At 55.9% G+C, this 18,755-nt stretch carries 18 protein-coding genes; 9 read left to right on the top strand and 9 right to left on the bottom strand.

Going from position 1 to position 18,755, the window contains the following annotated elements; genetic code table 11:
- The first annotated feature begins 160 nt into the window (after positions 1–160).
- Positions 161–2,431 carry a filamentous hemagglutinin N-terminal domain-containing protein gene (locus AFK67_RS18370; protein WP_007712019.1) on the top strand — a complete coding sequence of 757 codons (2,271 nt, stop codon included), beginning with the start codon at positions 161–163 and terminating at the stop codon, positions 2,429–2,431.
- Positions 2,432–2,467: 36 nt separating this feature from the next.
- On the opposite strand, the gene AFK67_RS18365 is transcribed toward AFK67_RS18370, so the two are convergent.
- The 3 genes from AFK67_RS18365 to uvrA form a co-directional block, all read right to left on the bottom strand.
- Positions 2,468–2,812: a hypothetical protein gene (locus AFK67_RS18365; RefSeq protein WP_007712022.1), complete on the bottom strand. Its 345-nt coding sequence runs from the start codon at positions 2,810–2,812 to the stop codon at positions 2,468–2,470.
- Between the two features lie 12 nt (positions 2,813–2,824).
- On the bottom strand, positions 2,825–3,268 hold the full coding sequence (locus AFK67_RS18360; protein ID WP_235047945.1) for a hypothetical protein: 444 nt from the start codon (positions 3,266–3,268) through the stop codon (positions 2,825–2,827).
- Between the two features lie 155 nt (positions 3,269–3,423).
- Positions 3,424–6,249 carry an excinuclease ABC subunit UvrA gene (gene uvrA, locus AFK67_RS18355; protein ID WP_007712026.1) on the bottom strand — a complete coding sequence of 942 codons (2,826 nt, stop codon included), beginning with the start codon at positions 6,247–6,249 and terminating at the stop codon, positions 3,424–3,426.
- 230 nt (positions 6,250–6,479) lie between these two features.
- Between uvrA and ssb1 the strand changes: the two genes are divergently transcribed.
- Positions 6,480–7,022 (top strand): single-stranded DNA-binding protein SSB1, encoded by a 543-nt coding sequence (ssb1, locus tag AFK67_RS18350; protein WP_007702264.1) that lies wholly within the window; start codon positions 6,480–6,482, stop codon positions 7,020–7,022.
- A gap of 30 nt (positions 7,023–7,052) precedes the next feature.
- Here the strand turns inward: ssb1 and AFK67_RS18345 are convergent, their stop codons facing one another.
- Positions 7,053–7,406 carry a hypothetical protein gene (locus AFK67_RS18345; RefSeq protein ID WP_032966405.1) on the bottom strand — a complete coding sequence of 118 codons (354 nt, stop codon included), beginning with the start codon at positions 7,404–7,406 and terminating at the stop codon, positions 7,053–7,055.
- A 51-nt stretch (positions 7,407–7,457) separates the two neighbouring features.
- Between AFK67_RS18345 and AFK67_RS18340 the strand changes: the two genes are divergently transcribed.
- Both AFK67_RS18340 and AFK67_RS18335 read left to right on the top strand, forming a co-directional pair.
- Positions 7,458–8,504, top strand: coding sequence for a GGDEF domain-containing protein (locus tag AFK67_RS18340; RefSeq protein WP_007712032.1), 1,047 nt, complete (start codon positions 7,458–7,460; stop codon positions 8,502–8,504).
- 175 nt (positions 8,505–8,679) lie between these two features.
- On the top strand, positions 8,680–9,024 hold the full coding sequence (locus tag AFK67_RS18335) for a PM0253 family protein (RefSeq protein WP_007712037.1): 345 nt from the start codon (positions 8,680–8,682) through the stop codon (positions 9,022–9,024).
- A 57-nt stretch (positions 9,025–9,081) separates the two neighbouring features.
- Here AFK67_RS18335 and AFK67_RS18330 read toward each other — a convergent pair whose 3' ends face one another.
- On the bottom strand, positions 9,082–9,360 hold the full coding sequence (locus tag AFK67_RS18330; protein WP_007712039.1) for a YjcB family protein: 279 nt from the start codon (positions 9,358–9,360) through the stop codon (positions 9,082–9,084).
- 583 nt (positions 9,361–9,943) lie between these two features.
- Between AFK67_RS18330 and AFK67_RS18325 the strand changes: the two genes are divergently transcribed.
- Complete coding sequence (locus AFK67_RS18325; protein ID WP_144421365.1) at positions 9,944–11,551, top strand: cyclic di-3',5'-guanosine monophosphate phosphodiesterase PdeC; 1,608 nt, start codon at positions 9,944–9,946, stop codon at positions 11,549–11,551.
- Here AFK67_RS18325 and soxS read toward each other — a convergent pair.
- Complete coding sequence (gene soxS / locus AFK67_RS18320) at positions 11,539–11,862, bottom strand: superoxide response transcriptional regulator SoxS (protein ID WP_004386206.1); 324 nt, start codon at positions 11,860–11,862, stop codon at positions 11,539–11,541. The two genes, AFK67_RS18325 and soxS, sit on opposite strands and share 13 nt — an antisense overlap.
- Before the next feature lie 86 nt (positions 11,863–11,948).
- Here soxS and soxR point away from each other — a divergent pair, with 86 nt between their 5' ends.
- A complete protein-coding gene (soxR, locus tag AFK67_RS18315) occupies positions 11,949–12,407 on the top strand; it encodes a redox-sensitive transcriptional activator SoxR (protein ID WP_007675616.1) in 459 nt (152 codons plus the stop codon).
- 77 nt (positions 12,408–12,484) lie between these two features.
- On the top strand, positions 12,485–13,153 hold the full coding sequence (locus AFK67_RS18310; protein ID WP_007712046.1) for a glutathione S-transferase family protein: 669 nt from the start codon (positions 12,485–12,487) through the stop codon (positions 13,151–13,153).
- Positions 13,154–13,165: 12 nt separating this feature from the next.
- Here AFK67_RS18310 and AFK67_RS18305 read toward each other — a convergent pair whose 3' ends face one another.
- Positions 13,166–13,363: a hypothetical protein gene (locus AFK67_RS18305; RefSeq protein WP_038884571.1), complete on the bottom strand. Its 198-nt coding sequence runs from the start codon at positions 13,361–13,363 to the stop codon at positions 13,166–13,168.
- Between the two features lie 101 nt (positions 13,364–13,464).
- On the opposite strand from AFK67_RS18305, the gene AFK67_RS18300 reads away from it, so the two are divergent.
- Both AFK67_RS18300 and AFK67_RS18295 read left to right on the top strand, forming a co-directional pair.
- Positions 13,465–14,814: an NCS2 family permease gene (locus AFK67_RS18300; protein WP_007712048.1), complete on the top strand. Its 1,350-nt coding sequence runs from the start codon at positions 13,465–13,467 to the stop codon at positions 14,812–14,814.
- Between the two features lie 138 nt (positions 14,815–14,952).
- Positions 14,953–16,599: a Na+/H+ antiporter gene (locus AFK67_RS18295; RefSeq protein WP_007712050.1), complete on the top strand. Its 1,647-nt coding sequence runs from the start codon at positions 14,953–14,955 to the stop codon at positions 16,597–16,599.
- 123 nt (positions 16,600–16,722) lie between these two features.
- Here the strand turns inward: AFK67_RS18295 and actP are convergent, their stop codons facing one another.
- Together actP and AFK67_RS18285 are read right to left on the bottom strand one after the other, a co-directional pair.
- Positions 16,723–18,372, bottom strand: coding sequence for a cation/acetate symporter ActP (gene actP, locus AFK67_RS18290; RefSeq protein WP_007712053.1), 1,650 nt, complete (start codon positions 18,370–18,372; stop codon positions 16,723–16,725).
- The gene (locus AFK67_RS18285; RefSeq protein WP_032966409.1) at positions 18,369–18,680 is read right to left on the bottom strand and encodes a DUF485 domain-containing protein; all 312 of its coding nucleotides are present in this window, start codon (positions 18,678–18,680) and stop codon (positions 18,369–18,371) included. Before AFK67_RS18285 ends, actP begins: the two co-directional genes overlap by 4 nt.
- Positions 18,681–18,755 lie beyond the last annotated feature (75 nt).

The raw sequence follows: 18,755 nt of genomic DNA, 5'->3' as shown, positions 1-18,755 counted from the left end.
TATTTGGATAATATCGATCGAATATCTGAAAGTTATTTTCTGGCATCTATTAAGGCGTGCGGTCAATTATAATTACAAGCGGGGTGGTGAATTTATATTTATTCATTAACCCATTCATAAATAGTAATTATAATCTAAGTGTAACATATAAGGACGATCAATGAAAAATAATCAAGGAGCGGCGCAAAAAGAGTTGCGCGCTAAACTGGGGCCAGTCTGCTTCGCTACGCTGATGGCGCTGGGTATGGTGCAAAATGCCAGCGCGGCAATCACGGCGGATACCAGCGTTACTCATCAGCCGGACATCCACAGCAATGGTAGTGGAGCGACTGTCGTTGATATTAATAAAGCCAGCAGCCAGGGTGTTTCACATAATATTTACACCGAATTTAACGTAGATAAAAACGGAGTGGTGCTTAATAACAGCACCGCAAATACTAACACGCAGCTGGCAGGTAATATCAGCGGCAACGCCAACCTGGCTGGCAACAGTGCGACAATCATTCTGAACGAAGTGCGTTCTTCAGATCCGAGCCAGTTAAACGGTATGGTTGAAGTCGCAGGCAAGTCTGCACAGGTCATTATTGCTAACCCATCAGGTATTACCTGCGATGGTTGTGGCTTCATTAACACGAATCACGCGACGTTAACCACGGGTACTGCAAACTTCTCCGACGGTAAACTTACCGGCTACGATATCAAAAAAGGTCAGGTGGTTATAACCGGCGCGGGCATGGATGTCGATAACAACGGTAAACCGCAACTGACGGATATCTTTGCGCGTTCAGTGAAAGTGAATGCAAAACTGCAAGCAAACAACCTGAATATTGTCACCGGTGCTAACCGCCTTAAGATGAATGGCGATCTGGATAAATATATTACAGGCACCGGCGATGCGCCTCAGTTGGCGTTGGATGTCACCTCGCTAGGCTCTATGTACGCCGGTAAAATCAATATGCTGGGCACTGAAACAGGCGTAGGCGTTCGTCTCGATAACGCTGATATCGTCTCTACTGGCCGTTTGTCCCTTTCAACCAACGGTAAACTGGAAAATAACGGTAGCCGCATCGTGTCTATGTCGGAAATGGGCATTAATGCTGACTCGCTGGATAATAGCAACGGTATTATCCATGCAGAGCGCGGTAACCTTAACGTCAATATTTCCCACGATCTCAATAACCACAATGGTAAAATTACCGGTGAAAGTATTTATCTCAATGGCGGTCATACCAACAATACGAATGGCCTGATCGATGCAAAGCAGCAGATGAACTTAGGCGGCCAGACGCTGGATAACACGGAAGGTGAAATCCATAGCGGTTCTGATATGTGGGTGTCGTACAATTATAATGAACGCGCCGATCTTTCTGAAAGCGCTATCAACAATGAAAAAGGCGTGATTTCGTCTGGCGGGAACATGACCGTACAGTCATTAAAAATTAATAACCACGCTGGTTTAATTCATTCTGATGGTGCGCTAAGTATCGATGCACATAACCTTGTCAACACTGACAGCGATGCGTTCGCTGCGAATGATAAATGGCAGTACCAATACCAGGCACAGGGCGGGGTCTACGCTGGCAACGCCGCTACCTCGCCGTATGCGCACTATGCGCCGTCGCAGTCTGTCATTAACGCGAAAAATCTGAACAATGAAAATGGCCGTATTATTTCCAGCGGCGACCAAACCGCGCTGCAGATTTATGGTTACGACTCACTGAATAATAATAATGGCGTTATCGATTCAGCAGCGTCGCTGGCGGTAAGCTACGCGAATGCTATCAATAACGGCACGGGTAAAATTAATGCCGCTAAAGATTTATCACTGGAGTCTGCGGTATTTAATTCTGAGGATGATGGCAAAATTGCCGCAGGTAATAACGTAAATATCCGCACCTATGAGCATTTCAATAACAAAGGTGAGATCGCAGCAAATAATAATTTGAGCCTCGATATGTCCATTGCATATCGTTACCCGTCTGGTGAAAGCCGTAACGAAGGTAACATGTCTGCCGGTGGTGAAATGACACTGCAAACCCAGAGCGGTGACTTTGTTAACGCGGGCACGATGGACGCAGATAATGGTTTAACCTGGTACGGTAATAACGTTACTAACCAGGGCCGCATTTCCAGTAAAAACGCGATTAACTTTTATGTGAGCAAACTGACTAACGCGAAAGACGCAACCATTACGGGTGAGTCGGTTGGGGGCACCGGTGAAGTGGATAACCAGGGTACCATCACGCCGGATTTTGTTCCCGCTGGCGGAGGTAATACTCCGGTTCCGAACCCGGATGATAACGGCAGTCATGTGCCTGATAACGGCGGCTACACGCCGACGCCAGAGCCGATGCCGACGCCTGATCGCCCGGACTATCATGTACCGGTTACGCAGGACAACAATCATAATACTGCCTACAGCCATCATTAAGATGAGCCGCATTAAACCCCGCTCCGGCGGGGTTTTTTAATTTACCGCTCCGCTGAAGGAACGGATCGCGATATCAATTAGGCGCACCGTCAGTGTCTGAATACGTGTGCGCAGCGCGATCTCGCTGCTATTGGCATGGATCTGTGCGATCGTTTTCTGCTTGTTCAGAAGTGCAGTCATATCCTCTTCGGTGATCAACCCCTGCGCCTGATTCAGCACCGCCTGGGCTGTCATCTCCGCTGTCGTTTTAATAAACGTCTCTTCATCGTTCAGGCCCTCCTTTAACAGGCCGAGAAACTCCTCAGCGACAATCTTCCCGGCGCTTTTCTGGAACTGCGGTGACGCCAGCAGCTGGCGGACAGCGTTAAACAGATCACTCATCACGATCCTCCTCTACTGACAGGGCGAAGCGGGTCGGCTGCATTCGCCCCGGAGCGCTTCGAGATAGGCCAGGCGTGCCTGCTCGCGCCAGAGCGCGGCCTGCGCCGGGCTGAAAGGGTGGTTTTGTTTCACTAAACGCGTGTGATCGTCACGGTAGACCGACTGCAACAGACGCAAATTGTCGGTGCGAAGCGTGTCGTGCAGGCTTTCGGCATAAGGAATGGCCTGGGCAAAACGCAGCCGCATGTCGTGGTCTGCTTTCGCAAGCGCGGCGTTATCCAGCTCGGCAGACGGCGCGGTGAAATCATCAATCAGCTGCAAATGCGTGGCCATCAGATCGGTAAGCTGTTCGTGCGCCCTGGCCTGGTAATTTCCGGCGAGGCTACAGGCGGTGAGCAGAGCGGCGAGCAGCAGAGTTGTCTGCCTGAAAAGCATCAGGTGAGTCTGGTGCGGCATAGTGTCCCCTTGCGATGGCGTGTCTTTCGCAAAATTCAGCATCAGACCGTAATGCGCGCAAATCATCGTTGCTCACGCCGAACACAGGAAACCTCATCAGAAAGAAGTGAGAAGAAGTGAGGCGCGTCGGATCGGGCGATCCGACGCGTGAAGGGTTACTTCAGAAGGGGTTTGAGGAAGCGGGCCGTGTGCGATGCTTCGCACTCCGCCACGGTTTCCGGCGTGCCTGAGACGAGGATCTCGCCGCCGCCGCTACCGCCTTCCGGGCCAAGATCGACGATCCAGTCGGCGGTTTTGATAACATCAAGGTTATGTTCGATCACGACGATCGTGTTGCCCTGATCGCGAAGCTGATGCAATACCGCCAGCAGTTGCTGAATATCCGCGAAGTGCAGACCGGTGGTCGGCTCATCGAGAATATACAGCGTCTGGCCGGTGCCGCGTTTTGAGAGCTCGCGGGCGAGTTTCACGCGCTGGGCTTCACCGCCGGAGAGCGTCGTTGCGGACTGGCCGAGGCGAATGTAAGTCAGACCTACATCTATCAGCGTTTGCAGCTTACGCGCCAGCGCCGGCACCGCGTCGAAGAACTCGCGGGCTTCTTCGATAGTCATATCCAGCACTTCGTGGATAGTCTTGCCTTTGTATTTAATTTCCAGCGTTTCGCGGTTATAGCGTTTGCCTTTGCACTGGTCGCACGGCACGTAAATATCCGGCAGGAAGTGCATCTCAACTTTGATAACACCGTCGCCCTGGCACGCTTCACAGCGCCCGCCGCGCACGTTAAAGCTAAAACGGCCCGGCGTGTAGCCGCGCGAGCGCGATTCCGGCACGCCGGCGAACAGCTCACGCACGGGCGTAAACACGCCGGTGTACGTGGCGGGGTTCGAGCGCGGCGTGCGGCCAATCGGGCTCTGGTCGATATCGATAACTTTATCGAAATGCTCCATCCCCTGAACGTCGCGATATGGCGCAGGTTCGGCGATGGTCGCGCCGTTAAGCTGGCGCTGGGCTATCGGGAACAGGGTATCGTTAATCAGCGTCGACTTGCCGGAACCCGAAACGCCGGTCACGCAGGTGAACAGCCCAACCGGCAGCGTCAGCGTGACGTCTTTCAGGTTGTTGCCGCGCGCGCCGGTAAGCTTCAGCACCTTTTCCGGGTCCGCCTTCACGCGTTCTTTCGGCACTTCAATTTTGCGTTTGCCGCTCATGAACTGCCCGGTCAGCGACTCTGGCACCGCCATGATCGCGTCAAGCGGGCCTTCCGCGACGACCTGGCCACCGTGAACGCCCGCGCCAGGGCCGATATCGATGACATGGTCGGCGGCGCGAATGGCGTCTTCATCGTGCTCTACCACAATGACGGTATTACCAAGGTTGCGCAGATGGATAAGCGTGCCGAGCAGGCGTTCGTTATCGCGCTGATGCAGACCGATTGACGGTTCATCCAGCACATACATCACGCCGACCAGCCCGGCGCCAATCTGGCTCGCCAGACGAATACGCTGCGCCTCGCCGCCAGAGAGCGTCTCTGCAGAACGGGAGAGCGTCAGGTAGTTCAGGCCGACGTTCACCAGGAATTTCAGGCGATCGCCAATCTCTTTCAGCACTTTTTCCGCGATTTTGGCGCGCTGGCCGGAGAGCTTCATGTTATTGAAGAACTCCATCGCGTGTCCGATGCTCATGTCAGAAATCGTCGGCAGTGCGGTGTTTTCCACAAACACATGGCGCGCTTCACGACGCAGACGCGTGCCTTCACAGGTCGCGCAGGGACGGTTGCTGATGAATTTCGCCAGCTCTTCGCGCACCGCGTTGGATTCGGTCTCTTTATAGCGGCGCTCCATATTATGCAGCACGCCTTCGAACGGATGACGACGCACGGACGTATCGCCGCGATCGTTCATGTACTTAAATTCGATAGTTTCTTTACCGGAGCCGAACAGCACTGCTTTCTGTACTTTATCGCTGAGCGTGTTCCACGGCGCTTCGACGTCAAACTTATAATGGTCGGCGAGCGAGCGCAGCATCTGGAAATAGTAGAAGTTACGGCGATCCCAGCCGCGGATAGCGCCGCCCGCAAGCGAGAGCTCGGTATTCTGCACAACGCGATCCGGATCGAAATATTGCTGCACGCCGAGGCCGTCGCAAGTCGGACACGCGCCAGCCGGGTTGTTGAACGAAAACAGGCGCGGCTCAAGCTCGCGCATGCTGTAGCCGCACACCGGGCAGGCGAAGTTGGCGGAGAACAGCAGCTCTTCCGCTTTTTCGTCGTCCATATCGGCCACGACCGCCGTGCCGCCGGAGAGCTCCAGCGCGGTTTCAAACGACTCCGCCAGGCGCTGGGCTAAATCCTCGCGCACCTTAAAGCGGTCAACCACCACTTCAATGGTATGTTTTTTCTGCAGTTCAAGCTTCGGCGGATCGGAGAGGTCGCACACTTCGCCGTCAATACGGGCGCGGATGTACCCCTGGCTTGCGAGGTTCTCCAGCGTCTTGGTGTGCTCGCCTTTACGCTCTTTAATGACCGGCGCCAGCAGCATCAGGCGCTTGCCTTCCGGCAACGCCAGCACGTTATCCACCATCTGGCTGACGGTCTGTGCCGCTAGCGTGACGTCGTGATCCGGGCAGCGCGGCTCGCCAACGCGGGCATACAGCAGGCGCAGGTAATCGTGAATTTCAGTTATGGTACCCACGGTGGAACGCGGGTTATGGGAGGTCGACTTCTGCTCGATGGAAATCGCAGGCGACAGCCCTTCGATATGGTCGACATCCGGCTTTTCCATCAGCGACAGGAACTGACGCGCATAAGCGGAAAGCGACTCGACATAACGGCGCTGCCCTTCGGCGTAGAGCGTGTCGAACGCCAGAGAAGACTTGCCGGAACCCGACAGCCCGGTCACGACGATGAGTTTGTCGCGCGGAATGACGAGGTTGATATTTTTGAGATTGTGGGTGCGGGCGCCCCGAACTTCTATCTTATCCATTCACCTTTCCTGGATTTGAACGCTAATGCCTGGGTGTTTGAAGGACAACCGGTGGCCAGAAACGGTTAATTATGACACAATTTAACCTGAATGGATATCCAGTATTTATTTGCAACTGTGTATACTGTGTGAACATTTCCTGAAGCCGTCTCGCAGCTATCAACATTGAAGGCTGACGTGGTAGAATGGAATGTTTACACTATTAAGAAATGTTTTCAGGAGACACGATCATGGCCAGCAGAGGCGTAAACAAGGTGATTCTCGTCGGTAATCTGGGGCAGGACCCGGAAGTACGCTACATGCCGAACGGCGGGGCCGTGGCGAACCTGCGCCTGGCGACTTCCGAATCCTGGCGCGACAAGCAGACCGGTGAGATGAAAGAAGTAACCGAATGGCACAGCGTGGTGCTGTACGGCAAGCTGGCGGAAGTGGCGGGCGAATACCTGCGCAAAGGCTCGCAGATCTACATCGAAGGTCAGCTGCGCACCCGTAAGTGGCAGGATCAGAGCGGTCAGGATCGCTATTCTACCGAAGTGGTGGTTAACGTCGGCGGCACCATGCAGATGCTGGGCGGCCGTCAGGGCGGTGGCGCTCCGGCAGGCGGCAACATGGGCGGCGGCCAGCAGCAGGGCGGTTGGGGTCAGCCTCAGCAGCCGCAGCAGCAGGGTGGCGGCGCGCAGTTCAGCGGCGGCGCACAGTCTCGCCCGCAGCAGCAGGCACCGGCGCCTTCCAACGAACCGCCGATGGACTTTGACGACGATATCCCGTTCTGATTACGCGCGTTCCTTCGGGAGCGCCCTGTGTCAGCATGCACCGAAAAGCTCTGCCTCCGGCAGGGCTTTTTCTTTGCCCCTTTGCTTCTTTTCTCCCGCCACGCCACAGTCATCATCGACCGTATTGCGCACCCGCCATTTCGCGCTCATTCTCTTCTCGCCACGCTGCTCGTGAGTCTCGTGTAACAATATCGTCGGGCAGGCCATCACCGGCGTGCTGGGGCCAACGCGCCCACAGGTAAGCCAGGGTGATGCATTGCGCATCACCGCAGTCATGCCGCCAGCCGGCCATATAAACAGGCCGTAAATGAATGGCATAGCGCTTTTACGCGCCGCGAGGCTAAATCTCGCCCCACGGCTGCCGATATAGCTCTCATGAAGCATTCAGACGCTCAATACGTTTCCGGCAGGGATGCCCCGACTTCAGGTTAGCCCATGTCAGAAAGAGATCGTGACCAACTTCTTAGCCAGGCGACCGACCAGTACTGGCAACACATTATTCCGATCGTCTGGCTGGCGTTGATGATTCACGTCGGGCTGATTTTTCTTTTTCTGTCAATGAGTATTCCGACGCTCGCAATTTTTAATATTTTCAGCGTGATAGTGTATATCCACTGTCTGAATGAGATAGAGCATTACCGGTATCTCTACGTCGGCACTCTGATGAGCGTGGAGATCCTGGCGCATGCGGTAGCCACCACGGCGCTGCTGGGGTGGGAGAGTAATTTTTATCTCTTTGTGTTTTCGCTGATCCCGATTGTGTCGTTCAGCTTTCAGCAGGTGCCGGTGCGGCGCGCGTTGTTTCTGGCGGCGATTGCGGTGCTTGGCACGGTCGGCTATGCCCTGCGCGAACACACAGGGACGGCGTCCGGGTTAAGCCCATCGGTCATTAATGGTATCGGTATCGCCAACGCCGTGATGGCGATTGGACTGTTGATGTACACGACGCTGCGTTCGGTCGAGTTTACGCACACGATGAAATTCGACCTCTTTAATACCGCCAGCCGCGACAGCCTGACGAATCTCTATACCCGTCGACACTTTATGCATCAGGTTTCGCTACTGGACAAAGCGTCTGGCAACCATGACGTGGCGCTGCTGCTGCTGGATATCGATCATTTCAAAACGATCAACGACAGCTGCGGCCACAGCCACGGGGATATGATTTTGCAGCGCATCGCGCGGGCGATTACCGATAATGTGCGTGAGAGCGATATTGTGGCGCGCTGGGGCGGAGAGGAGTTTCTGGTGTTGATGCCAGAAACGTCGCTCCCGGACGCGCAACGGGTGGCGGAGCGCCTGCTTGCGCGTATTCAGGAGTGGGTGGGGCAGACGGATAAAAACCCGCGAGAAGTGACCGCGACGCTGGCGCTCAGCGCCTTCGGCAAAGGCGAAGCGTTCGAAAAGGCGCTCAATCGCGCCGATAAAATGCTGTACGCCGGGAAGCAGCAAGGCCGCAACCGGCTGGTTATCGCTGATTAACCTGCTAATTAACCGTTAAAAATGAATGAAAAATAACCCCCGGTTACCCCTTAGTTAGCATTTTACCGGTGGTGACGAAGTGCCATGCTTTGCGACTCCTTCCTGTGCGACGGCGTTTATTGACGCGCGCGCCAGTTGCCGCCCGCAGGTGAATTTCACACAGGGAACGCAAGCGATGACACAGGACATTAACCCGTTTACCGCCGCCTGGAGCCGTAATGGCAATCTGCTCTGCCACGGCCACTGGATTATTACGTTTGAAGGCCGCCCGGTCACGCTGCCGGAACACTGGCAGGAAAAGGCGATGAACACCTGGGGGATCTACTCAATTATCGATCCGGAAGATGAAACGTTCGCTGACGGGCTGCACGAGGATGAGTGGATTGTCGAGCATGTCGAGTGGCTGACCGACTGGTTTTTCGATAACGGCATTCCGCTTGAAGAGCGCTACTACCGCGCCTTCTGGCGTGCAGTCAATAAAGCGGACTGGCGCTGTACCAGCTGCGCCGGCTGTATGTAAACGGCATAAACAAAAACGCCCCTGGTACAGGGGCGTAAATGGTACGGGGAGTGGGTATCAGGTGACGACCATCGGCCATTCCGGCGGCGTATGGCTCATCACTTCCACCATGACGTCTTTCATATTGTGCCAGATGGCATGGAAGTCGATGCTGAGCCCGAGCAGACCGGTTGCGAAAACGCAGGAAGCGACGATGCCCAGCCCGCTGCTGATCACCGCCAGCGCCTGGTAATCTGATTTGCGAAATTGAATATTAAGCGTGCTGGCAAGAAACATTAAAACCGCACCCAGAAGTTGCCAGCGCATCAATACCATGCTGGCGGTAAGCGTAGCCATGAAACCTGTCCTCAAAACGACCTGCCGCGCGGGTGGCCGGGGGAGGAAGGGCCTGGCGCGGCGTAAAGATTTAACGTGACGGCAAGTTTGCAAACTTGCACACTAAGTGTGAACTGTATCACATTTGTTGTTTTATTCGCCAGTCCGGCAGTTGCGCTTCGTCGAAAAAAAGTCGCGAAGAAAGTCGGGGACAACGACCCGGGACACGATACCTGGTCAGAAAGAACGCAATACAGAAAAAACGCATATTAGTTTTTACCGACGCGGACATTTTCATTTCTGCGCCGCTAAAACGCAGTCGTACATTTTTTCGACAGACGCGATTAATTTAACTTAAATCATTTTCAGAAGCGGTTGATAAATTTTAGCGCCGGCATCAGCGCAAATATTTCACTTAAGAAAAATTAAATCGCCATGCTGTATTTTCCTTACGGCAAATTTTAATCTTTCGCGTGAAATATTGACCTGATAACCGGAAATGGCTATTGCCAATGCCTGCTGATTGATGCAACGTAAACACCTGTTTGCGACGTGTCTCATCAGGCAATAAATGTGACACAGAAAGCAGGGATATGAGGCCATAATGAATTTCAGGGCACGACGTCAGGCGTTGCGAATCTCAGGCATAATCATGGTGGTCTTACTGCCTGTGATGCTTGCGCTTTGGCTCGCCCACCATCGGGCTGTCAACGAAACGCGCGAGCATCTCGATACCTTCGCGCAGCTTGTGCTCAACCGTACCGAACTGGTGTTAAGTCACGTCGAAAAAGCCCGTAATGAAGCCGAAAAATATCAGGGCGAAATATGTTCGCCAGCGCATCAGCGCAATATGCTGGATATTTCTCGCGGCCAGATTTATGTCGAAGATTTAATTTATGCGCAGGGCGATGAGTTATTGTGCTCGCCGCTGTTTGATCAGCCTTTTATTCTCTCTCCGGCGAATTACACACGCACGCCGGATATCGCCTTCTATTATTACCGTGACACGCCGTTTTTCTCTGGTCATAAAATGATTTACTTGCGTAAAGGGAATTATGTCGCAGTGGTTAACCCGCTCTCGTTTAGCGAAATATTATCTAACGACGCGACGTTGTCTTACGGCGTTTATGATACGGTCACTCGCGACTTTTTTTCGCTTAGCGAAAAAGTCGAGGCCCGAACGCTGGCACCCTTTGTTCATTCGCCGCAAACCGTTTTCCAGAAAGAGGGCCGTTTCTGGTCGATTGTCGTTTCCGGCAAGCGCCCCATCGCGATTGTCGTCTCGACCTCGGACACCTGGTTCTGGCAGGCGTGGCAGCGTCAGATGTCGGTCATGTTGCCGCTTGGGCTGCTGATGGGCGGCTTCCTGGTATTTATCGGCACGCGCACCCGCAACCGCTTTAACTCACCGAGCAGACAACTGCAACGCGCCCTGCATAAGCGTGCGCTGCGCCTGCATTATCAGCCCATTATGGATATCAAACACGGCATGTGCGTCGGCGCGGAAGCGCTGCTGCGCTGGCCTGGCTATAACGGTCAGGTGATGAGCCCGGCGGAATTTATTCCGCTCGCCGAAAAAACGGGAATGATCGCGCAGGTGACGGATTATGTAGTCGAAGAGTTATTTAATGACTTAGGGCATTTCTTAGCGACGCACCCGCAAATTTATATTTCTATTAACCTTTCGGCGTCTGATTTCCATTCGTCACGGCTGATTGCGTTAATTGAAGGCAAAAATAGCCAGCACGGCGTGCGGGCGCAGCAAATCAAGATTGAAGTGACCGAGCGGGGCTTTATTGACGTGCCGCGCACCACGCCGGTTATTCAGGCGTTTCGCCAGTCAGGCTTTGAGATTGCGATTGACGATTTCGGCACCGGCTATTCCAACCTCCATAACCTCTATTCGCTGAACGTCGATATTCTCAAGATTGATAAATCGTTTATTGATACGCTCACCACCAACAGCACCAGCCATTTGATTGCCGAACATATTATCGATATGGCCCAGAGTCTGCGGCTGAAGATCATCGCCGAAGGCGTGGAGACCGCCGAACAGGTGACCTGGCTGTTAAAGCGCGGCGTGCAGTATTGTCAGGGCTGGCACTTCTCAAAAGCGCTGTCGCAGCAGGAGTTTATCACCTGGCTGCAACAGGATGACGCCCGGGCGATGCCGGGCTGGCATAACTGCGTCGTTAACCGTCAGGCGCTCTGACGATAATCGCTCGGCGTACGGTCAAACTGGCGACGGAAGATACGCGAAAACGTCTGCTGCGACACATAACCATAATCCATCGCGATATCAAATATCGGCCGCCGTGTCGTGCGCAACTCCTGCGCGGCCAGTTGCAGACGACGTTTTCGAATGTATTCTCCGAGCGTCTGGTGCATCACGGTGCGAAACATCCGCTGTAAATACCATTTCGAATAGCCCGACTTCTTTGCCACCACGTCGATATTCAGTGGCTGGTCAATATGCTCATCAATCCATTGCGTCAGGGCGTGGATAATTTCCTGATGTGACATAAGCCGTCCTCTTCCTCAGTTATGGATTCGCTGTTCTTCTGGTCGGCGAGTATAATTCCTCAAGTTAACTTGAGGTAAAGCCCCTGATGGAAAAGAAAGCACCCCGAATCAAATCGCTACTGACGCCCGGCGAAGTGGCGAAGCGCAGCGGCGTCGCGGTCTCCGCGTTGCACTTTTATGAGACCAAAGGGTTAATCAAAAGCACCCGCAACAGCGGCAATCAGCGCCGTTACCGGCGTGACGTGCTGCGCCAGGTGGCCATCATTAAAATCGCCCAGCGCATCGGAATTCCGCTGGCGACGATTGGCGAAGCCATCGGCGTCCTGCCGGAAGGGCATAACCTGAGCCCGAAGGCCTGGAAACAGCTCTCGACCCAATGGCGCGAGGAGCTGGACCGGCGCATTAAAACCCTGACTGCCCTGCGCGACGATCTGGACGGCTGCATCGGCTGCGGCTGTTTGTCGCACCGCGATTGTCCGCTGCGCAACCCCGAGGACCGGCTCGGCGCGCAGGGCAGCGGGGCGCGGCTGCTGGAAGACGAATAGACGTCGGGCAAACAAATTCTGTGCGAGCGCGGCGGATTCTCTATAGTTAATGCAATGAAAAGCGAAAGGAAAACGCCATGCTGACGGTCCATCATCTGAATAACTCCCGCTCGCAGCGCATTCTTTTTGCGCTGGAAGAGCTGGGCCTGCCTTATGAACTGGTGCGTTATCAGCGCGAGCCCACCATGCTGGCGCCGTCGGCGCTGAAGAAGGTGCATCCGCTCGGCAAGTCGCCGGTGCTGGAAGATAACGGCCACAAAATTATCGAGTCCGGCGCGATTCTGGAGTATCTGCAGGAGACGTATGACACCGCGCAGCGCCTGAAGCCGCAGGACGCCGAAGAGAAAATTCAGTACCGGATCTGGCTGCATTACGCCGAAGGCTCATTGATGCCGCTGCTGCTGATGAAGCTGGTGTTCGGCAGCCTCGGTAAAAAACCGGTGCCGATAGGCCTTCGCACGCTCGGCAAAGCGCTCGGCCAGGGCGTGCAGAAAGCCTGGCTCAATAAGCAGATAGCCACGCACACGCGGTTTATCGAAGATCACCTGACCCTGCATCCGTGGTTTGCGGGGCAGAGCTTCAGCATGGCGGATATCCAGATGAGCTTCCCGATTATCGCCCTGCTGGCGCGTAGCGATGCCAGCGAATTCCGCCAGCTGCGCGCGTGGCTCACTAATCTGCAGGCGCGCCCGGCCTGGCAGCGTGCTATCGAAAAAGGCGGCCCGCTGGAGATCCCTGGCGGTTAACCCTGATGGCCTTCACCCGAAGGCCACTTTTTTGCGCATCAACGATATCGTTTGCGCAGCCTGTGCTGAATTCTTCATCAGCCAGCGTAAGTTTTTGCCAAAAGCCATAAAGTTCTGTTGAAAATCCCCGTCCGAACGCTGGATAATCGTTTGCCTTAAAATTTTGCCGTTTTTTGCGCGTGGAGTTAAACGTTTGCTTTTTGTGGTCACTCCAAAACCACAAACAGAACGCAGGGAGTTAACGTTTGATCCGCAGTGGGTTGTTTGCCACGCGCGAGCTATAAAAACTTACTTTCAGGGGATGTCTTATTATGTCTACGCCTTCTGCGCGTAACGGCGGTTCACTCGACGCCTTCTTTAAAATTTCCGCACGCGGCAGCAATGTCCGTCAGGAGATTGTTGCCGGTCTCACTACGTTTCTGGCGATGGTCTATTCGGTGATCGTCGTGCCGGGCATGCTCGGCAAAGCAGGTTTCCCGCCTGCCGCCGTGTTCGTCGCCACGTGTCTGGTCGCGGGCGTTGGCTCCATCGTCATGGGGCTGTGGGCGAACCTGCCGCTTGCCATCGGCTGCGCCATCTCGTTGACCGCGTTTACCGCGTTTAGCCTGGTGCTCGGCCAGCACATCAGCGTTCCGGTCGCGCTAGGCGCGGTCTTCCTGATGGGCGTGCTGTTTACCGTTATCTCCGCGACCGGCATTCGCAGTTGGATCCTGCGCAACCTGCCGCAGGGCGTGGCGCACGGCACCGGTATCGGCATCGGTCTGTTCCTGCTGCTGATTGCGGCCAACGGCGTGGGCCTGGTCATCAAGAACCCGCTCGACGGCCTGCCGGTGGCGCTCGGTCATTTCGCAAGCTTCCCGGTTATCATGTCGCTGGTGGGTCTCGCCGTGATTATCGGTCTGGAAAAACTTAAAGTGCCGGGCGGAATTCTGCTCACCATTATTGGCATCTCTGTCGTTGCCCTGATTTTCGACCCGGCGGTGAAATTCACCGGCCTGTTCGCCATGCCGTCACTGAGCGATGAGCACGGCAATTCGCTCATCGGCAGCCTTGATATCATGGGCGCGCTCGACCCGGTGGTTATTCCAAGCGTGCTGGCGCTGGTGATGACCGCCGTATTCGACGCCACCGGCACCATTCGCGCGGTCGCAGGCCAGGCGAATCTGCTGGATAAAGACGGTCAGATTATCGACGGCGGCAAAGCGCTGACCACCGATTCGCTCTCCAGCGTCTTCTCAGGCCTGGTGGGTGCGGCGCCGGCGGCCGTTTATATCGAATCCGCCGCAGGCACCGCCGCGGGCGGTAAAACGGGCCTGACGGCGCTCACCGTCGGCGTGCTGTTCCTGCTGATCCTGTTCCTTTCGCCGCTCTCTTACCTGGTTCCGGCTTACGCTACCGCGCCGGCGCTGATGTACGTCGGCCTGCTGATGCTCAGCAACGTCGCGAAAATCGATTTCAATGATTTCGTTGACGCGATGGCTGGTCTTATCACGGCGGTATTCATCGTGCTGACCTGCAACATCGTCACCGGCATCATGATCGGTTTCGCGTCGCTGGTGATTGGCCGCCTCGTTTCCGGCGAGTTCCGCAAGCTCAATATCGGCACTGTCGTTATCGCCATCGCGCTGGTCGCTTTCTACGCGGGCGGCTGGGCAATCTAAATATTTCTTTAACGAAGCGGGCTACGGCCCGCTTTTTGCTGCCCTCACGGCACAACCTGGTTCCTTTTCCGGCGCGTCAATGTTCTATTATCAGGGGTGAGTCTTTCATCACAGATAACAAGGAGCCGCACAGACCGCATGGAAATCTTCTTTACCATCCTCATTATGACCCTCATGGTCTCGCTCTCCGGCGTCGTGACCCGCATGCTGCCGTTTCAGATCCCGCTGCCGCTGATGCAGATAGCCATCGGGGCGCTGCTGGCCTGGCCGACGTTCGGTCTGCACGTTGACTTTAACCCCGAGCTGTTCCTGGTCCTGTTTATTCCGCCGCTGCTGTTTGCCGACGGCTGGAAAACGCCGACCCGCGAATTCCTCGATCATGGCCGCGAAATCATCGGCCTTGCGCTGGCGCTGGTGGTCATCACCGTCGTCGGTATCGGTTTTCTCATCTACTGGATGGTGCCGGGTATCCCGCTGATCCCCGCGTTCGCGCTCGCGGCTGTTCTGTCGCCCACCGATGCGGTAGCCCTCTCCGGCATTGTCGGCGAAGGCCGCATTCCAAAGAAAATCATGGGGATTTTGCAGGGCGAGGCGCTGATGAACGACGCCTCCGGCCTGGTGTCGCTGAAATTCGCCGTGGCGGTCGCGATGGGCACGATGGTCTTTACCGTCGGCGGCGCGTCGCTGGAGTTTTTAAAAGTGGCGATTGGCGGCCTGCTGGCTGGTATCGCCGTCAGTTGGCTGTACGGCCGCTCGCTGCGTCTGCTGAGCCGCTGGGGCGGCGATGAACCCGCCACGCAGATAGTCCTGCTGTTCCTGCTGCCGTTCGCGTCATACCTGATTGCCGAACATATCGGCTTCTCCGGCATTCTGGCCGCCGTGGCCGCCGGGATGACCATCACCCGCTCCGGCGTGATGCGCACCGCGCCGCTGGCGATGCGCCTGCGCGCCAACAGCGTCTGGTCGATGCTGGAGTTTGTATTTAACGGCATGGTGTTCCTGATGCTCGGCCTGCAACTGCCGGGGATTATGGAAACCTCACTCGCCGCCGCCGAACTGGATCCGAACGTGGAAACCTGGATGTTGTTCATGGATATCGTCCTGATCTACGCGGCGTTGATCAGCGTGCGGTTCCTGTGGCTGTGGATAATGAAGCGCTTTAGCCTGCGTTTTCTTAAGAAGAAACCGCTGACGTTTGGCGCGTACACCACGCGCGAGCTGCTGGTTGCGTCGTTCGCCGGGGTGCGCGGGGCGATTACGCTTGCGGGTGTGCTCTCGATCCCGCTGCTGCTGCCGGACGGTTCGCCGTTCCCGGCGCGCTACGAACTGGTATTCCTGGCCGCGGGCGTGATCCTCTTCTCGCTGTTTGTCGGCGTAGTCCTGCTGCCTATTCTGCTGCAACAGGTCGAAACGCCGGACCACGGCCTCGCGCATAAGGAAGAGCGCATGGCGCGCGCGGTGACGGCGGAAGTGGCGATTACGGCTATCCAGAAAATGGAAGAACGTCTGGCCGCCAATACCGAAGAGAATATCGACGATCAGCTGCTGAAAGAGGTGTCGGCGCGCGTCGTTGGCAATCTGCGCCGCCGCGCCGACGGGCGCAACGACGTCGAAAACAGCGAGCTTGAGGAAAACCTTGAGCGGCGTTTTCGCCTGACCGCGCTGCGTGCGGAGCGTGGCGAGCTGTATCACCTGCGCGCCACGCGGCAGATAAGCAACGAGACGCTGCAGAAAATGCTGCACGATATGGACCTGCTGGAAGCGCTGCTGATGGAGCGTAAATAACAAAAACCGCCGGGCCTGCCCGGCGGTTTTTCTTTATCGTCCCTGACGCCGCGCCGGTGCAAATGCCCTGATATACACTGGCTGCTGCGTCAGGATCCCGGCCGCAATGGCCGGGGGAGAGGCTTAGTGCGAGCGGCCCTGTTCGATGCCAAGACCGGTCTGCGAGCGGATAAACTGCGCGCGGAACTGCTCGCGCTCCAGATTCCCTTCCGGGCTGTTGTCGGTCGCGGAGAAGATCCAGATTCCGATAAACGCCACGGCAATGGAGAACAGCGCCGGGTACTCATATGGGAACACCGGCGCACTATGGCCGAGCACCTGTACCCAGACGGTCGGACCCAGCACCATCAGGATCACCGCCGTCAGCAGACCCAGCCAGCCGCCAATCATCGCACCGCGCGTGGTCAGCTTCGACCAGTACATCGACAGCAGGATTATCGGGAAGTTACAGCTGGCGGCAATAGAGAACGCGAGACCCACCATGAACGCGATATTCTGCTTCTCAAACAGAATGCCGAGCAGAATCGCCACCACGCCGAGCACCAGTACGGTAATTTTCGAGACCCGCAGCTCTTCACGTTCGGTCGCGCCCTTGCGGAACACGTTGGCGTAGAGGTCGTGCGACACCGCCGAAGCGCCCGCAAGCGTCAGCCCCGCGACTACCGCGAGAATGGTGGCGAAGGCGACCGCCGAGATAAAGCCCAGGAACAGATTGCCGCCCACCGCGTCGGCCAGATGCACCGCCGCCATGTTGTTGCCGCCAATCAGCGCGCCGGCAGCGTCTTTAAACGCCGGATTCGCGCCCACCAGCATGATGGCGCCGAAACCGATGATAAAGGTCAGAATGTAGAAGTAACCCATAAAACCGGTGGCGTAAAAGACGCTCTTACGCGCCTCGCGGGCATCGCTAACCGTGAAGAAACGCATCAGAATATGCGGCAGACCGGCGGTGCCGAACATCAGGCCGAGGCCCAGCGAGAGGGCGGAGACCGGATCTTTCACCAGGCCGCCAGGGCTCATAATCGCGCTGCCTTTCGGGTGTACCGCCATCGCCTCTGAGAACAGATTATTAAAGCTAAAGCCGACATGCTTCATCACCATAAAGGCCATAAAGCTTGCGCCGAACAGCAGCAGCACGGCTTTGATTATCTGCACCCAGGTGGTCGCCAGCATACCGCCGAAGAGCACGTACATCACCATCAGCACACCGACCAGCACCACGGCGATGTGGTAGTTAAGGCCGAACAGCAGCTGAATCAGCTTACCCGCGCCAACCATCTGCGCGATGAGATAGAGCGCTACCACCACCAGCGAGCCGCAGGCGGAGAGCAAACGAATGGGCCGCTGTTTGAGGCGGTAAGAAGCGACATCCGCAAAGGTGTAACGCCCGAGGTTGCGCAACCGCTCGGCGATTAAAAACAGGATGATCGGCCAGCCCACCAGGAAGCCCAGCGAGTAAATCAGCCCGTCATAGCCGGAGGTGTAAACCAGCGCGGAAATCCCCAGAAAAGACGCGGCGGACATAAAGTCGCCCGCAATCGCCAGGCCGTTCTGGAAGCCGGTAATGTTGCCGCCCGCGGTGTAATAATCGCTGCGCGAGCGGGTGCGTTTGGAGGCCCAGTACGTGATGCCAAGCGTCAGCGCCACGAAAATGAGGAACATGATAATCGCCTGCCAGTTAGTCGGCTGACGTTCGACATTGCCGGTGAGCGCATCCGCCAGGACGGCAGGCGACAGCGCCATCAGCAGCGGAAAAAGTAGCCTTTTCATCATGACTGCACCTCTTTGAGCACCGCACGGGTCAGGCGGTCAAATTCGCTATTGGCGCGCCAGACATAGACGCCCGTGAGAATAAACGAAATCAGGATCACTCCGATGCCTATCGGAATGCCGCGCGTCACGCTGCTGCCAGGCGAGAGCGGCGTGCCAAGCCAGCCCGGCGCGAAGGCGATAAGCAGGATAAAGCCGACGTAGATAATCAGCATGATGATGGAAAGGGTGAAGGCAAACCGTTGCCGTTTATGAATTAACTCCCTGTAAGGCGCACTGTTCTCTATCTGCTGACAAATATCGTTATTCATCATCGCAGTCTCCAGAAGTAGGGTAGGGGTTGTTATTATCGGTAGGGTGGTTTTCCCTCTCCCCACCGGGGAGAG

Origin of the sequence: Cronobacter dublinensis subsp. dublinensis LMG 23823 (assembly GCF_001277235.1) — a bacterium.
In the GTDB taxonomy this organism is placed as follows: domain Bacteria; phylum Pseudomonadota; class Gammaproteobacteria; order Enterobacterales; family Enterobacteriaceae; genus Cronobacter; species Cronobacter dublinensis.
Note: the sequence above shows the minus strand (reverse complement) of the source record. Positions and strands in the feature narration are given on the sequence as shown.

Excerpts from the sequence above, each read along its gene's own strand:
- AFK67_RS18370 (WP_007712019.1), top strand. The coding sequence starts at position 161 with ATGAAAAATAATCAAGGAGCGGCGCAAAAAGAGTTGCGCGCTAAACTG.
- AFK67_RS18285 (WP_032966409.1), bottom strand. The coding sequence starts at position 18,680 with ATGAATAACGATATTTGTCAGCAGATAGAGAACAGTGCGCCTTACAGG.
- soxS (WP_004386206.1), bottom strand. The coding sequence starts at position 11,862 with ATGTCACATCAGGAAATTATCCACGCCCTGACGCAATGGATTGATGAG.
- AFK67_RS18325 (WP_144421365.1), top strand. The coding sequence starts at position 9,944 with ATGAATTTCAGGGCACGACGTCAGGCGTTGCGAATCTCAGGCATAATC.
- AFK67_RS18365 (WP_007712022.1), bottom strand. The coding sequence starts at position 2,812 with ATGAGTGATCTGTTTAACGCTGTCCGCCAGCTGCTGGCGTCACCGCAG.
- AFK67_RS18345 (WP_032966405.1), bottom strand. The coding sequence starts at position 7,406 with ATGCTTCATGAGAGCTATATCGGCAGCCGTGGGGCGAGATTTAGCCTC.
- AFK67_RS18360 (WP_235047945.1), bottom strand. The coding sequence starts at position 3,268 with ATGCCGCACCAGACTCACCTGATGCTTTTCAGGCAGACAACTCTGCTG.
- AFK67_RS18310 (WP_007712046.1), top strand. The coding sequence starts at position 12,485 with ATGCTGACGGTCCATCATCTGAATAACTCCCGCTCGCAGCGCATTCTT.
- actP (WP_007712053.1), bottom strand. The coding sequence starts at position 18,372 with ATGATGAAAAGGCTACTTTTTCCGCTGCTGATGGCGCTGTCGCCTGCC.
- AFK67_RS18335 (WP_007712037.1), top strand. The coding sequence starts at position 8,680 with ATGACACAGGACATTAACCCGTTTACCGCCGCCTGGAGCCGTAATGGC.
- AFK67_RS18340 (WP_007712032.1), top strand. The coding sequence starts at position 7,458 with ATGTCAGAAAGAGATCGTGACCAACTTCTTAGCCAGGCGACCGACCAG.
- ssb1 (WP_007702264.1), top strand. The coding sequence starts at position 6,480 with ATGGCCAGCAGAGGCGTAAACAAGGTGATTCTCGTCGGTAATCTGGGG.
- AFK67_RS18300 (WP_007712048.1), top strand. The coding sequence starts at position 13,465 with ATGTCTACGCCTTCTGCGCGTAACGGCGGTTCACTCGACGCCTTCTTT.
- AFK67_RS18330 (WP_007712039.1), bottom strand. The coding sequence starts at position 9,360 with ATGGCTACGCTTACCGCCAGCATGGTATTGATGCGCTGGCAACTTCTG.
- AFK67_RS18295 (WP_007712050.1), top strand. The coding sequence starts at position 14,953 with ATGGAAATCTTCTTTACCATCCTCATTATGACCCTCATGGTCTCGCTC.
- soxR (WP_007675616.1), top strand. The coding sequence starts at position 11,949 with ATGGAAAAGAAAGCACCCCGAATCAAATCGCTACTGACGCCCGGCGAA.
- uvrA (WP_007712026.1), bottom strand. The coding sequence starts at position 6,249 with ATGGATAAGATAGAAGTTCGGGGCGCCCGCACCCACAATCTCAAAAAT.